At 47.0% G+C, this 15,029-nt stretch carries 14 protein-coding genes and 1 pseudogene; 7 read left to right on the top strand and 8 right to left on the bottom strand.

Annotated elements, in window-relative coordinates; translation table 11 throughout:
- Positions 1-96 precede the first annotated feature (96 nt).
- The 5 genes from FOY93_RS04865 to catA all read left to right on the top strand — a co-directional run bounded on the left by FOY93_RS04865 (position 97) and on the right by catA (position 5,339).
- Positions 97-1,170, top strand: coding sequence for a catalase family peroxidase (locus tag FOY93_RS04865; protein ID WP_143344738.1), 1,074 nt, complete (start codon positions 97-99; stop codon positions 1,168-1,170).
- Complete coding sequence (locus FOY93_RS04860) at positions 1,167-1,754, top strand: cytochrome b (protein ID WP_143344737.1); 588 nt, start codon at positions 1,167-1,169, stop codon at positions 1,752-1,754. Before FOY93_RS04865 ends, FOY93_RS04860 begins: the two co-directional genes overlap by 4 nt.
- Before the next feature lie 400 nt (positions 1,755-2,154).
- Complete coding sequence (locus FOY93_RS04855) at positions 2,155-2,649, top strand: putative pterin-binding protein (protein ID WP_133293850.1); 495 nt, start codon at positions 2,155-2,157, stop codon at positions 2,647-2,649.
- A gap of 17 nt (positions 2,650-2,666) precedes the next feature.
- On the top strand, positions 2,667-4,598 hold the full coding sequence (locus tag FOY93_RS04850; protein ID WP_133293849.1) for a putative bifunctional diguanylate cyclase/phosphodiesterase: 1,932 nt from the start codon (positions 2,667-2,669) through the stop codon (positions 4,596-4,598).
- A gap of 63 nt (positions 4,599-4,661) precedes the next feature.
- Entirely contained in the window at positions 4,662-5,339 is a 678-nt protein-coding gene (catA, locus tag FOY93_RS04845) for a type A chloramphenicol O-acetyltransferase (RefSeq protein ID WP_133293848.1), read from the top strand.
- Positions 5,340-5,371: 32 nt separating this feature from the next.
- On the opposite strand, the pseudogene FOY93_RS23685 reads toward catA, so the two are convergent.
- The 8 genes and pseudogenes from FOY93_RS23685 to FOY93_RS04805 form a co-directional block, all read right to left on the bottom strand.
- A pseudogene (locus FOY93_RS23685) lies at positions 5,372-5,670 on the bottom strand (IS3 family transposase); the annotation flags it as partial.
- 935 nt (positions 5,671-6,605) lie between these two features.
- Positions 6,606-7,505, bottom strand: a complete 900-nt coding sequence (locus FOY93_RS04835) for a fimbrial protein (RefSeq protein ID WP_158285460.1) — start codon at positions 7,503-7,505, stop codon at positions 6,606-6,608.
- Positions 7,506-7,828: 323 nt separating this feature from the next.
- Entirely contained in the window at positions 7,829-8,356 is a 528-nt protein-coding gene (locus FOY93_RS04830) for a fimbrial protein (protein ID WP_133293846.1), read from the bottom strand.
- Positions 8,357-8,366: 10 nt separating this feature from the next.
- A complete protein-coding gene (locus tag FOY93_RS04825) occupies positions 8,367-8,906 on the bottom strand; it encodes a fimbrial protein (protein ID WP_232057377.1) in 540 nt (179 codons plus the stop codon).
- A gap of 11 nt (positions 8,907-8,917) precedes the next feature.
- Positions 8,918-11,542 (bottom strand): fimbrial biogenesis usher protein, encoded by a 2,625-nt coding sequence (locus FOY93_RS04820; RefSeq protein ID WP_143344735.1) that lies wholly within the window; start codon positions 11,540-11,542, stop codon positions 8,918-8,920.
- A 14-nt stretch (positions 11,543-11,556) separates the two neighbouring features.
- The gene (locus tag FOY93_RS04815) at positions 11,557-12,264 is read right to left on the bottom strand and encodes a fimbria/pilus periplasmic chaperone (protein WP_133293844.1); all 708 of its coding nucleotides are present in this window, start codon (positions 12,262-12,264) and stop codon (positions 11,557-11,559) included.
- Positions 12,265-12,310: 46 nt separating this feature from the next.
- Positions 12,311-12,847, bottom strand: a complete 537-nt coding sequence (locus FOY93_RS04810; RefSeq protein WP_158285459.1) for a fimbrial protein — start codon at positions 12,845-12,847, stop codon at positions 12,311-12,313.
- A 76-nt stretch (positions 12,848-12,923) separates the two neighbouring features.
- Positions 12,924-13,469 carry a fimbrial protein gene (locus FOY93_RS04805; protein ID WP_133293842.1) on the bottom strand — a complete coding sequence of 182 codons (546 nt, stop codon included), beginning with the start codon at positions 13,467-13,469 and terminating at the stop codon, positions 12,924-12,926.
- A gap of 254 nt (positions 13,470-13,723) precedes the next feature.
- Here FOY93_RS04805 and FOY93_RS04800 point away from each other — a divergent pair, with 254 nt between their 5' ends.
- Positions 13,724-14,398: a fimbrial biogenesis chaperone gene (locus FOY93_RS04800; RefSeq protein WP_133293841.1), complete on the top strand. Its 675-nt coding sequence runs from the start codon at positions 13,724-13,726 to the stop codon at positions 14,396-14,398.
- A 13-nt stretch (positions 14,399-14,411) separates the two neighbouring features.
- Positions 14,412-14,954 (top strand): fimbrial protein, encoded by a 543-nt coding sequence (locus tag FOY93_RS04795; RefSeq protein ID WP_232057375.1) that lies wholly within the window; start codon positions 14,412-14,414, stop codon positions 14,952-14,954.
- The last annotated feature ends 75 nt before the right edge of the window (positions 14,955-15,029 follow it).

The following is a 15,029-nucleotide window of genomic DNA, read 5'->3' as shown; positions in this document are numbered from 1 at the left end:
CCTATACTCGAGCCATATTCGCCACTGTATTACCACATGTCATGCACGATACGTTGCGCATGACACGTGATGGTATTTTGTTCTGGAAAAACGTCTATGTCGAAACTGGTTTTGAGGTCCAAAAAAACCTGGGGCGCGCTGGCAGCTATCGCCATTGTCGCCGGTACGCTGGCTTCTGCTTTTGCATGGACGGCGGGCTGGCTTGGGTCACGCACGGTCAGCCAGGCACTGGTGGGTGAAACACCGAAACCCTTCCCGCCGGGTTTTCGTCGCGCGCATGGAAAAGGCATCTGCTTTGCCGGAACCTTTACGCCAAACGGCTCGGCGGATTCCCTTTCAACCTCCCGCCTCTTCTCGCAGCAGGAAGTGCCCGTGGTGGGCCGATTCTCTATTGGTACCGGCGATCCCCATGCCCCGGATAGTACGACCAAAACCCTGAGCATGGCGCTACTGCTGAAGACAGATGACAAGCAACAATGGCGAATGGCGATGAACAACGAGCCTTTCTTCGCCACGCACAGCCCGGAAGGTTTTCTGGCCTTGCGAAAAGCCACTGCTGTTGATGCAGCCACCGGAAAACCGGACCCGCAGCGTCTCAAAGACTTTTTAAAAGCGTACCCGGAGGCGGAGAAATATCTTAAATGGGCGGCACAAAAACCCGCGCCCGGCAGCTTCGCGGGCGCGACGTTTTACAGCATTAACGCCTTTTACCTTGTGAACGCGCAGGGGGATCGCCAGGCCGTTCGCTGGATGATGCGTCCGCACGAGCCTTTCCTGTCGATAAGCGATGAGCAACGACAGAAAGCCGATGACAACTTCCTGTTTGAAAACCTGCGTCAGCGCCTGGCGCAGAAGCCGCTCTACTGGGATTACGTTTTGCAGCTCGCACAGCCGGGCGATCCGGTAGATGATCCTTCCCAGCCATGGCCGGACGATCGCAAAAAGATGGTGGCCGGCACGCTGGAAGTGACGCGCGTCGAAGCACAATCCACAGGCGCGTGCCGCGACGTTAACTTTGATCCTTCTGTCGTTCCAGCAGGCGTTGCGGTGTCTGATGATCCCATCTTAAACGCCCGCTCCGCTGCCTACTCCCACTCTTTCAGCCGCCGCGAGCGGGAAATCGGCTACGGCAAGGCCACCGAAGCCGTGCAAAAGCAGGAGGTAAAATGAGTTCGAATAAAGATATGCGAGAGCACGCGCCGCAGCATTTCAATATCCTGGCGCGAAGCCTGCACTGGCTGATGGCTGTGATGATCCTGGCGATGCTGTTCATCGGTGTCGCGATGATGACGTCGTTACATCACCGGATTTGGTTAATCGACCTGCACCGGCCGCTGGGTGTCGCCATTTTACTGCTGGCACTGGTGCGTCTGGTCAACCGGCTTCTTAGCCGGACGCCGCCACTTCCTGCCGATTTGCCCGTCTGGCAGGTGCTTGCAGCAAAGGCATCACACTGGATGCTGTATGCGCTAATGCTGGCAATGCCGCTGCTGGGCTGGGCGCAACTGTCGGCAGCAGGCCTGCCGATTGTGATGTTTGATGGCGTCAACCTGCCGGCGATTGTCACGGCCAGTCCAACACTGTATGCCTGGTGTCACGACGCCCATAGCCTTCTGGCAAAGCTGCTTTTTGCTGTGGTGCTGGTCCATCTCTCTGCGGCACTCGTTCATGCATGGATCTACCGGGACGCAGTGTTTTCCAGCATGGCGAAAGGGGGTAAGTCGGCGGCGGCCACCCAGGATGGCCTCAAGTAAGCAAAGCGGTATGGGATACGCACAATCTGAATGTTCGTGTCCTCGCTTATCAACGTCATCCTGAAACTACGGACACAACCGGGGCGCGTATTTAGTCTCCAGATTCGCGTCCCAAAAAGCCACGGACATCCAAAAATTGTCGTGGAAGTTAATATCAATCAATTAAAGCGATTATTTTTTAAACAGAAGAGCATTTATGCCCGCAATTTTAGCTTTTATCAAAAAGTTAAGCGTCGCTTGAGTATCAAACACCCTGCCACCTGCAACACCTAACTCATTGATTAAAATGAGTTTATATCAATAAAAGCGATAAAACCCCTTACTTCCCAACAAAATATATCAACTCGTGTGATATCTAAATTATAATTCTTATACTTACGTTAAAAAGGTGGAGGTCAAAATGCGATTAACCCTACTGCTGTTATGCTGTCTTGTACAAAGTGTAACCTGGGCTGGCGACCTGCCAAAACCAGTTGGTAAACCCATTTTAACGATTTACGGTAATATAGAAAATACCAACGAAAATGGAAAAGCAGTGTTTGATCTCGCCAGCCTTGAAAAACTCGGAGTAGTGAGTTTCGAGACGACCTCCCCCTGGTATAACGGTCGTACGAAGTTTGAGGGTGTTCCAATGAGCAAGCTCATGGATTATGTGGGTGCAAAAGGTACAAACGTTAATGTTATTGCGCTCAATGATTACTCAACCGTCATCCCTCTCAACGACTTTAAAAAATACAACGCCATACTTGCCTTAAAGGTCAATGGCGAATATATGCGCATCCGCGATAAAGGCCCATCGTTCATTGTATACCCCTATGACAGTCTTCCTGAGTTGAATAATCAGATTTATTACTCACGATCAGCATGGCAGGTTAGCAAAATGAAGATTGAGTAGTCGTTCAGGAGAACATAATGAACAGGATACTGGTTGGTATCATTTTTTCTCTTTTTATCACGACAGGATATATTGCATTCCTTGTTTACGATCGACAGCAGGAATTGCAAAAACTGACTCAATACACTGAGTCCTGGTCCGTGGCACAACTGGTATCAGAGTATTACCGTTTTGAATCATGGCTTGGTCTATACGCAACCGATACCGATGACGTTACGATAGACCAGGTCCGCATGCGCCTCGAAATTATGCTTAGCCAGGCCGATTTAATGAAGGGGGGAGATTTAGGTCGCTACATTGACAGCGATAAAACGCATCAGGAGCTGGCTTTACGCTTAGAAAAAATACTGACCTATCTCGATAGTCATCTTGAAAAAATGGGCCATCCGGAGTTAAAGGCATACCTGACAAATATGCATGAGCTCGATGCACCGCTCAGCCAGTTATCTGCAACGGCATTAACAAAAGATATTAACACTGTTAATGAATCCAACAACAAAATACAAATACTGTATTATATTTATTCCGCACTTTCTTTGCTCCTGGTGATTTTAAGCTTTATTCTTGGCTTCCTAATGATCTACCAGAATAAAAACATTCTGAAAGCACACATGCAGGTCAAAAGCCTGGCTGATGAACTTCAAATATCAAAAGAAAAACTGCAAATTCAGAACTCGAAGCTGGAATACGATGTTTATCATGACTCCCTCACCGGCATGAAAAACCGCCTTTTCTTCTGGGACGATCTCAACAAAATTAATATTCAGGCAGATAAAAATCACGTCCCCGTCACGGTGATGTTATTTGATTTAGACCGGTTCAAAGAGGTCAACGATACCTATGGCCACGATACGGGAGATTTGCTGTTGAATCAGGTATCCAGACGGCTGACCTCGATGAGCAGCGCAACGGATACGTTTTACCGTTTAGGCGGAGACGAGTTCGCCCTTCTGTCGAGTGGACTCACCGAAACTGCTGCCGTTTCACGCGCCAAAGAAATCAGCGAGCATATTAGCCAGCCCTACACGATAAATAACCAGCTGATAAAAATCGCCACCTGCGTGGGTATCGTTTTATCTGATAATGAACGACGCTCTGATTATCTTTATAAATTTGCCGATCTGGCGCTCTACGAAGCCAAAAAAGAGGGTTCACAGCAGATAAAAGTTTTCCGTCAATGGATGCTGCAAAAGTTGCAGGAAAGCAGAACTCTTGAACATGATATGGCACTGGCGATCGATAACCGTGAATTCGTTGTTTATTACCAGCCTATTGTCGATTCATTCAGCAATGACATTTACGGCTATGAAGCGCTTATTCGTTGGATACACCCGGTGAGGGGGATACTTGCCCCTGATTATTTTATTTCCGTCGCTGAAAAAACGGGGATGATCAATCAGATCGGCAAAACCGTGCTTGAGCTTGCCTGCCGGGAAGCAGTTTCCTGGGCCGTTCCGGCAAGGATCTCTGTAAATGTTTCGCCTATTCAGTTAGGTAATAAATCTTTTACAACGATGGTGCAGTCCATCCTGAAAGAGACTGGGTTACCGGCTAGCCGACTTGAGTTAGAGGTAACGGAGTCGTCACTCTTCAGTGACAGCAACATGCCGATCACTATTCTCAAAAAGCTCAGAGCGCTGGGTGTAAAAATTTCTATCGATGATTTCGGAACGGGTTATTCGTCACTCTCACGACTGAGCGAACTCAATTTCGATAAAATAAAAATCGACAAATCCTTTGTGAATCCGATATCCACGCAGGATGATGCCCTTAATATCGTTAAGTTAATTACCGGCATGGCGAAAAGCCTCAACATGCGGGTCATTGCAGAAGGTGTTGAAACCGAAGCGCAGCTTGAACGTCTTCAGGCGCTTGGCTGCGATCTCGTGCAGGGATACCTGTTCGGAAAACCCCAGGCTGAGATTGACAGGAAGATTAGATACGGTTGAAATGGTTGTCCGGTCGTTTATGGCCCAAAATCATTTAGACGATTGATAATCAAAGGTTAAGCAATGAAAAAAACAGCCCCTGAGTATACGCCTGTTGATTTATCTCGTTGGCCAAGGAAGGAGCATTTTGAAGTCTTCCAGTCATTTGCTGAATGCACAATTAACCAAACCGTTCTGGTCGACATTACCGCGCTGAGGAAACACATCAAAGAGGTTGGCTGGAAGTTTTACCCGACGATCATTTTTCTCCTGTCTAACATCATGAACCGGCATCCTGAGTTCCGCATGGCTATGAAGGACAATGAGCTTGTCATATGGAATGAAGTTCATCCCAGCTACACCATTTTCCACCCAGAAACGGAGACGTTTTCGTCATTGTGGAGCCACTATGACGGCAATATTCATCACTTCCAGAACACGTATGCAGAAGATACGGCCCGCTATGGCAATAACCTTTCCTACTGGCCTAAGAAAGAGTCCCGGGAAAATATCTTTTTCGTGTCGTCTATTCCGTGGGTAACCTTTACCAACTTTACGATGAACATTGCGCATATGAAGAACTTCTTTTCGCCTATGTTCACGTTTGGGAAATACTACGAGCAGGATGGAAAAGTGCTGTTGCCGCTGGCGGTGCAGGTCCATCATTCGGTGTGCGATGGCTTTCATGTGGCAAGGATGTTTAATGAGTTACAAGAGATGTGTGAATCTCCACGAATAATCCAGACAATATCAGTCCGTTGATCATATTGATTTTAATATTCTTGCGATGACATCTAATCGCTCGAATCATGACGACCCTTACTGTTGTAGACATTCTATATAATCAAAAATATCGCTATGGCTTCTTCCTGCTTTCCATAGAATTTTTTGTTTTTCCGCTCGCGTTTCAACATCTGGAAAAAGCTTTCTGCAACTGCGTTATCGAGACAGTTACCGCGACGGCTCATGATGCCCTCCTGGCCGTATGATTTCAGTAACGACTGCCAATCTTAGCTTGGTACTGAATGCCCTGGATCGAGTGAACCAGTACCTGTTTTTGCGGATTACACCGCCAAACCGTCAGTATCCAGGCAAAAAAAATACACTTTTAGAGATCTTCCGAGATACTGATTATGTTCCTGCGGAGATCGCAATGTGTAGGATTCGATTCGTTTAAAATCAGCTCATCACCGTCCTAGAATAGTCATGAATAAAAATAAAACATTCCGGGACGGAAGCGGCAAATGTAAAAAAACAAAAACCTTGAGTATATCACCGTCATCTTAATCAGATGTTTGTCGAACTGTTCAAAATTGTTCGTTATAAAATATTATCGAAAAAGATTTAAAGCCAGCGATAAAGCATTAACGCGTCCACTATGTGCTCGAGATATTGTTGATGTGGGTGTGCTAAGCATGCAAGACGTTATCGTTGAGCGAGGTGGTGTATTTTTTAACAAGGATAGTGGCAAATCGCGGATATCTGCTAAATATGTCAATGGTAAATAGACTAGAATTATAGTTTTCTTTATCTGGTGCAATGGACTGAAGAACATGGCACGATGCTGGGTTTTATAAAACTGAGTAAACTAATACAAAATATATTTATCGAGCGTATTACTTGAATCTACCATGAAATAATGCATTTCTATATATTTAAAAAATTTAATTAAGCACGCGGCATTACAGAAGGCTGATTGACGAAATATAAATGAAAGTTGCCTTATGAATCCTTAAATAAACTGATACAAGAAACACACCGTTTATAGGAAAATACTCACAAAGATCAAAGTATACGAGAAACTAAAGCGGGAGTACTTACAGCGGCCAAACTATGAACAGTGTTCATCTCTTCTTTTGGAGAGTCGGTTTTTCATCTGGATGCACTCACCTTGCACATAAAGATACTCTTAACATTAGGATATTATTCATATGGGAGCTTGCAAGCTCCCAACACCTATTCGATATCAGATCAATGTTCAAAATTATTCACTAAGATTGGTTCTAATTTAGCACCCACTAGCCAATATTACTGATAAGTTACATTGAGTTGTGCCACTGAATCGAATTTTCCAGCTGTAGGCAGCTTCCCTGTAGTTGATGTAGGCCAAGCCATTAATGAAAGTTCAGTAGTAAAGTCTGAGTCCAAATGGAACGAAAGACCATTGTCACTGTTAATTTTTAACGGTGTTCCCTGCTCGTCTGCAATCACAATCCCAACATCGCTATTTGAAGAAGCGATAGCAGTGCTCAATGCAGTTGCGGGTGTCGCAGTTATACTAAGTGAAAGAGATGCCTGAGCATCTAAATTATTACATTTTATTCCAAAATTGAATTTTTTTGGGGTATATCCATCCGGAAGTTGACCTTTAGCCTTGAAATTTTTATCTATAATACTACCAAGGTCCACAACTAGTGCGGTGCCACTATTGATTACGCAGTTTTGAGGGACAGTAATCACGCCGGACATATTTATATCTGCAGAAGCTTGTTGACTACTATACGTAGAGTCTGCAGAAATATAGAAAGATGCAATCTTTATATTATTGAATGTACTTTGACCAACAAAGGGCTTTGTTATATATAATGAAATATTCCCATCACCTCCTGACATGTAAGTATGACCGCTACATGCTATCAAAGCTGTACTTACCATTTCAAAAGGTACTGGTTTATAAACAGTTCCTTCAGTTGTTGTATTCATTAAATATATTTTCGTCATAACCTCTAAATTATCATTCACTTTATAGTACTGATTACCATCATTGTGTCCTGGTGGGAGTGACGATGTTGCCTTGTAATGTGGTGTATAACTACCCGGACAGCTACATGTTACTGTAAAACTTCCAGCATTCGCCCACGAATAAACGTTCGCAAAAGAAGTCCCAGCCTTATTTTGAAGTGGGTCTGTGATTACTTTGTTACCCATGTTAAATGTATACTGTTTGGTGCCTCCGGTAGGCGTGCACATATTAGTATAAGCAGTGGAAGCAAAACAATTCATTGACAACATACTTTGAATCAAAAAAAAAAAGCAATATCTAATAAACATAAAACCTCGCGAAACAGTTAAGTCAAAACAATACAAAACACTTTTCACATCATATTAAGTTTAAAATGCATACTGATAAAATAAAAAACAATCCCATTTAGGAAAGTAAATATCTTGACATCGCCATTACGACATGAGTGGGGCACTAACTAGTGCGAATAGCTTTAGATCAGACGTTAAAGAAAATGAGAAGCTCAATATCATAAATAGTTTACTATAAAAGTTACAACAGCGTTTGCACTCCCCACTGTAACACTATTCTGAACAGACACATATCGTGCTGAAAACTCCATCACCACTGAAGCCTGCCCAGCTTTTAATATTACTTCCGTGCTGGTTTTTCCGGGCGCGATAAGCTTACCGTTTCTGTCAAAAATCCCCAGAGCCAGCCCATTGGCAGAATCAGCCTCTGCTGCGATAGCAAATAGTTCCGGATCCTGCCCATCGGCAGAACCCGAAAAGGTCACCGTCGCCCCACTAGCCGCCGGGCCACAGTTTTGTAGATTAAGGGTAAAATGTGTAGCCGGTGAAAAATCCCCTGCCCTCCTAAATTGTGAAGCCGCCACGACTCCCATATCAACCGTTTTATTTTGCGAATCCGGTGCCAGCTCGCAGGTGTTATCCTGAATCGTCCCGGAAATATTGACGGTGCCATCATGACCATGTGCTACTGAAATAAATAAAACCAACAGTAGAATCATCACACCTTTCCATTGTCCTGAAGTCATTCAATGGTACTCACTGATAGGTTAAATCGAAATACATTACCGCCGAGGCCTCGCCAGCGGTCACTGGATAGCGGGTAGACTTGTAGCGCAGCAGGAACGAAAGCGTGTTATCCCCTGCATCGAGGTCAAATGTCTGCGGAGAGACTTTGTCAAAGGGAATGGTTTTACCGCTACTATCCAGCAGCTCGACACCAACCCCCGTTGCCAGCGTGTTGCCACTTCCACTACTGGTTAATGCTAACAGCGCGGGGTTATCCGCATCGGAAGTACCGGAAAATGTCACCTGTATTGTCTTCAGCTTTTCGTAGCAATTCGACAGATTTATATTCATCGCCTTAAATGCAGAGGTGCTTCCCACTGATGGGAAATCTTTGCCGGAAAAGGTGCCGATTTTTATCTTCTGATTTACGCTTCCTATGTCTACGTCACAGCTGCTGGCTATGACGTTCCCCGTCACTGCCAGCGTCGAGTCAGCAGCCAACGCAAAGGATGACAGTAAAATGTACATCAAGGCGGCTGTGCCTGACGTTAAAATTATTGGCTTCTTCATGTTCATCCTTGTTATCGGCAGATAATTTTCATCTGGGTGATGGCAGCAGTTTCTGAATCAACTGGTAGTTGATAGTCTGCGCTACAGGCCTGATTGTCGCCCTCTCCCCACTGCACCTTCAGCTTGCCCTTTGGCGCGAGTCCGGAGAGATATACCTGACCACCTTCCCCGACAATGCTACCAGCCCCCTCATCGTCACGCGTGACGGTGGCCCCAAATGGTATCGGTTCATTGTTATGCAGCATCGTCAGCAGCGCACGAATACCCACATGCGCTTTAAAAGAAGCGCGAACTAGTGCCCCTTTGGTCGGTACCACGTCGACCACGGCATCATCAATGTCTACTTTGTCACCCAGCGTGGTGGTATCAAGGGCAATGCGGTTTTTGCGATAAGTATTGGCGTACGGCACCACGGCATAGCCACGCCAGTCGGTCTTCACGCCTGTGGCATTTTCAACGCGCACCCGGTTCGCGCCTGGGGCCTCAATCAGTACGTTGGTTTCCCCCAGCGGCTGGCTGAATGTTACACCGTGACGATGGGCGACTACGCCGCCAGAGATACCGTAGTTAACCTGTTGGGAATCACCGTTATCGCTGTAGTTGTAACTGATGTTCGAGTTTCCGTAGCTGCCCTGATACGCCAGACTGGCACTACCGCTGTTACCCGCACCATTGTTGGCAAAACCTTCCTGCACGCTGTAGTTCAGGTTATTACCCTCCAGCAAAGTTCCGCTGATCCCGGCGTTACGCGTGACGCTGCCATGGTTGTCATGGTTGGCGTTGTAGGTCGCAAAAGCATTGTTAGGCGTAGTGGAATCTTTTGGCGACAGCCATTTGCCGATGGGCAAAGAGACGTTGAAAGCGATCATTTTATCCGCTTCCGGCTGGCCGTAAGATTTACTGTAGTTATAGCTCAGGCCCATGTTGATATCGTGCCATGTCGTGTTGTACCCCACCTGCAACAGGGTATCTTTCCCCTCGGTGTGCCAGTAGGTCTGCTGACTACCACTCACGTACACTGAACCCAGCCTCCCCAGCTGCTGGGAAATGTCTACCTGCACCTTGCCACGTTTGGTGTAGTAGAGGTTGTAGTAGTCAAACCAATGAGGATGGTCATTTCTCGGATCGTTATCTTCGTTTTCCGGATCGCTGTTATAACCATCCATATGCTTGTAAGTAGTGTCAGCAAAGGTGTAGTACCCGGAAGTCGAGTAGCGGTACCCCAGCAACTGGAAATTGGTACCAAACTCGTTAAGGGATTTAGCGTAAAGCAGGCGCAACGACTGTCCGCTGTGCTGAGTATCATCAATCAACGTGCTTTTCGCGCCGGTAATATCCGCTGACAGAGCCCCCCAGTCTCCCATATTGAACCCCGCCCCGAACGCAACGGCTTTGTAGTTGGTGGATAACTGCGTGCCGCCATAAAGGGTAATACCGTGTGCCAGCCCCCAAATCAGGGTACCCTGCCCAAAGGACATCTGCTCCTGCTGATCGTTGCTGGTGCGATACTTCGCGGCGGTCAGAGAATACTTAATGCGCCCTTCGCGCTGCAGCAACGGCACGGCCGAGTACGGCACGCTGTAGGTGCGAATATTTCCGTCCTGCTCTTTCACTTCCACCATTAGATCGCCGCTCGAGGAGGTTGGGAACAGATCGTTAATGGCAAAGGCACCCGGCGCGACGTAGGTCTGGTATACGATATACCCGTTCTGCTTGATGGTGACCTGCGCGTTACTTTTGGCAATGCCGCGCACCGTTGGCGCAAAGCCTTTCAGGCTGTCCGGCAGCATGTTGTCATCTGATGCCAACTGCACGCCACGAAAGCTGATGCTGTCGAACACGTCGCCCGACGTGTAGTTATCACCCACCGTGAGCTCACTTTTCATTGCGATAATCGTGCGCTCAATAAAGCCGCTGACGTGCTCCCATTCGGTAGAGGTCTGTCCGTTACTGCTGGTGTTGCGGTTAAAGGTGGAGTAGTCGCGATAGCGCCACGGGCCAACGTTAATCCCGCCGTTCAGGCCGAGAAAATTACTGCTGCTTTTACCACTCTGATCTTTGCTGTTCGATCCGCTGAAGCTGTAGTTCATTAGCAGGGCATTAATGCCCTGATCCCATTTTTCGGGCGCGATGTAGCCACGTGCGGTGTTCTTCAGCGCTACCTGGGGCACGCTGAGATCCAGACGCTGATGGCCAAAGTCAAAGCTGGCCGTTGCACCATCAATCAGTGAAGCGATGTTGACACACTGTCCGTCAATGGCCTGCGCTTTGCCTTCAGGAATATTTAGATCGATGCCCATATCTGACAGCGTTTTTGCCGACAGGCAGGCCACCAGCCCCGTATCATCAGCGGCAGGATTCGCCGCTTTCTGTTCCTTAAATTCGACGTCACGGCTGACCACGAAATCATTATTCAGATAAACATCAACGCGATAGACGCCTGGTGCCTGGCCGCCGCCCCGCTCAAAGCTTGACAGATCGGCCACCTGCCCTTTGCCGTCGGTCAAAAAAGCCGGGTTAAAATACTCGTCCGCTAGCACACAGCCTGAAAACAGGTTGGTACCAATCATCAGCGCCAGCGGCGAAATGCGCCAGCGCACAACTGACAGCATGCGTCTTTCTTTTCGGATAGCCATCACGTTTACCATTGTTAAGCTTTGCAGGTCAGCGCGGGAGTCACCGCGCCGAAGTCATTCAGCGTCTGGTAAGTGACAGCACCAGCTGCCTTGATGGTCTCGCTGCCTTTTGGCGGAACCATCATGTTCGGCTGTTTTTTACCGCCTACGGTAACGTTGACCAGGGTGACAAAATAGGGTGATGGATTAGAAACAGTTAGGTTTGGTCCTTCGCCCCGGCAACGCAGCATGGCGGCGGCATCAGCGGGCTTAACGGTCAGATGCGCCGGGCGAACAAAAAGTTTGATCACCGACTGGGTGGCAATTTGCAGGGAATTTCCCGCCGGAGCCGACTTGCCCAGCGAAGGAATGGCTTTATTATTGAGATAGAAAACGGACTCTCTATCGTCAGGCAGCGCCGGGCCGCTATAGATCATACGCAGAATATTGACTTTACCCGGTTTCAACACAAACAGCGGTGGAGTGACGAAAAACGTAGGGACTTTATTGCCCTTGTCGTCAGATATCCAAGACTGAACTAAGAAAGAATCATGCAGATCGCTATTAATTACATTAATGCTGGTCTGTTTAGCGTCCTGAGGGTAAATCACGCGGGTAGAGCCCAACGCAACGCCCGCTGCAGCGGCACTGTTTGACAGCACGAGAGAAATAACTGAAGCCAATATACCTATAACTGTTAACGAAACACGTATAGCGTGTAGTAATGTCAAAGTGGATTTCATTGCACATTCCGAAATAAAAATTAAACAATTCTTTTCCCTATACTGCTTACTGATAAATCACTGAAAAGTTCACTGCCGCGCTGGCATCGCCTGCAACGACTTTTTCAGAGACCGATCGGTATTTGGCGGTAAAATACAAAACGGACTTTCCATCAAGAAGCGGATATAGTGAAAGGGGGGCTGAGTCAGGAATAATTAACTCTCCCTTACTGTCGAAAATACCGATCCCCATGCCTTTGGCTGAATCAGCCCCAAAACCGGCTTTAAAAACCTGCGGGTCATTCGTATCGACTGAGCCCGTAAAAGCGACTGAGGCAAGATGAAAAAGCTCGTTATTGCAGTTATCAAGCTTAATCCAAAAGGTTTTCGGTTCTGACCAGCTGCCGCGAGACGGGAAATCAGCTGCCCGAACCTGATCCATCATCACGCTTTGGTGAAGGCTTTGTGCTTCTATGGAGCAAGGGGCGTTTACCACAGAACCATAAAAACGCATGTCGCCACCGCTAAAATTTACTGAACTTTTAGCACTGGCAAAATAACTGAATAAAAACGTGATAATTATCATTAAAAAAAGACGAAACATTTTCTCTTGCTCTTTAAAAATAATTATTCGGTGTGAAACTAACGCTCTCCCTTCGTATCGGGAGAGCGTTTTCAGATCAGGAATAAGTGATCTGGAATGTCGCGACAGATTCAACCGCACCTGCGGTTGGCGCATCCGCAGTTGTCATGTAATCCACACTCATTGGGATCTTGTTGGTACCATTTGACAGAGACTGGCTGGATGATGCTTTCTCTACGTCCAGTTTGTTACCATCTGGACCATACAGCTGCAGCGCCACGCCCGTTGCCGCCCCGGAACCTGCGGTGTTAGCCAGTACCCCCGCCTGGTCTGGGCTAGACTGGCCGTGGAAAGTCACGGTCGCATTTGTATAGGTCGTCACATCACAATTATCCAGATTGATGGTGAATGATTTAGCCTGGCCAGATGCGGCTCCTTTTGCGCCCAGACTCTCAAGGGTGACCTGATCCAGAGTCACGATGCCATGTTCAGAATCAGCACTCACAGAGCAGGGCGCGTCGGCAACGGAACCCAAAAACTGAATTGTGCCGCCGCTTACCGTCGTCGTGCTTGCTGCCTGAGTAGTGAAACTAGTGCCAGCGATAAAGGACGCGGCAATAATAGCCAAAACTTGCTTTTTCATTATTCATACTCCAGAAACAAAATTAAACTTTCCCTTGTCATATTCCGATATCCCGCGTTACCACGTTTTATCATCAGGCATATTGTTCTTGGTTTCACTGCTCAATGTACATAAAAATCCAGTCCTATTTAGGATTTCAAACAGGACTAAAAAAACAGAGACAGTTCCCCTGTAGAAAGAATATATTGGCATTATCAGCACGGATTTTGCAAACCACTTTATTATGGAATAGCTCATTACCCTGGAGTATACCGTTGAAAATAATATTATCTGCTCTGCTCTGTTGTATAGTTTCGGCAAGCTGTGTTAACGCCAACGCTACTGTTAATATTGGCGGTACTCGATTGCTTTATAACGGTGATAAAAAAGAGGTGTCGTTAAGCGTAAATAATCCGGATAGTACACCTTATCTGATTCAAACCGTTGTTGATAATCTGACTAGCGATCCGAAAAAACCCCCATTTATCATTACCCCTCCGCTCTATCGACTGAATGGTGGGAAAGAGAATCTGATGCGAATCATTATGACCGGCGGCCTGCCGCAGGATAAAGAGTCGATGTTCTGGTTACGCGTAAAGGCTATCCCGTCTGCTCCGCGCGAAAAAAACACCTTGCAGATAGCCGTCGCTACCAGCATCAAGCTGATTTATCGCCCGACGGCACTTAAAGATATTAACGTTGAAAAAGAGAGCGGCAAACTTAGCTGGCGTGTCTCTGGCCATAAACTGGAGATCACAAATCCAACGCCGTGCTTTATCAACTTCAATGAAATTATCCTTGCCGGAAAGAAGCTGCAAAATGTCTCTTATGCCGCGCCAGGCACCACCACGACATTTGATCTCCCCTCGGGAGTGAACGGCGGAAATCTGCAATTTAGTGTTATTAGTGACTTTGGCGCAGTGGGATCACTGCATTCAACATCTGTATAAACGAGTTATACCTATGATTCATATTAATAAATTTTCTCTCGCAACAATGACCGCACTTTATATCGCTTCGGGTCTGGCACATTTTGCCCTCGCTGATCCGGTGACGCTGAACATAACAGGTAACGTGGTTGCCTCTCCGTGCGAAGTCAGCGCCGACAGCGAAAATATGACTATTGACTTAGGTAGTGGTAAAGATCTGCAAACGTCGGATCTAAATGCCGCCGGCAGCAGCTCTGCATGGGTGCCTATTACGGTGTCCCTCGAAAATTGCCCGGCAGGGACATCCAGCGTGACAGCAACCTTCCATGGCACTTCTGATGCAGCTGACGCGAACACTCTCTACAGCAACACCGGTACGGCAACCAACGTGGCCGTACAGCTAGAAGGAAAGGCCGGAGAAGCATACGGTAACGGTAAGACATCGACGATTACTATTGCTGATGCAACGGGCGGTAAACCAACCTGGGATCTACAGACACGTGCATTTAGCAAATCAGGTGGCGTTACCCCGGGAACGATCAGTGCGGTGATTACGATGTCCTTCGCCTACAATTAAGATGTTTTAGATATTCGTTAAACAGCCAGTAAAAAAGCTGTTTAACGATAAACCCTTTCGAAAAATTGTTTAAGT

The sequence above is a fragment of the Enterobacter sp. 18A13 genome, from assembly GCF_007035975.1.
Classification (GTDB): domain Bacteria; phylum Pseudomonadota; class Gammaproteobacteria; order Enterobacterales; family Enterobacteriaceae; genus Enterobacter; species Enterobacter vonholyi.
The sequence above is the reverse complement of the archived record's forward strand: the minus strand, read 5'-3'. Positions and strand labels throughout refer to the sequence as shown.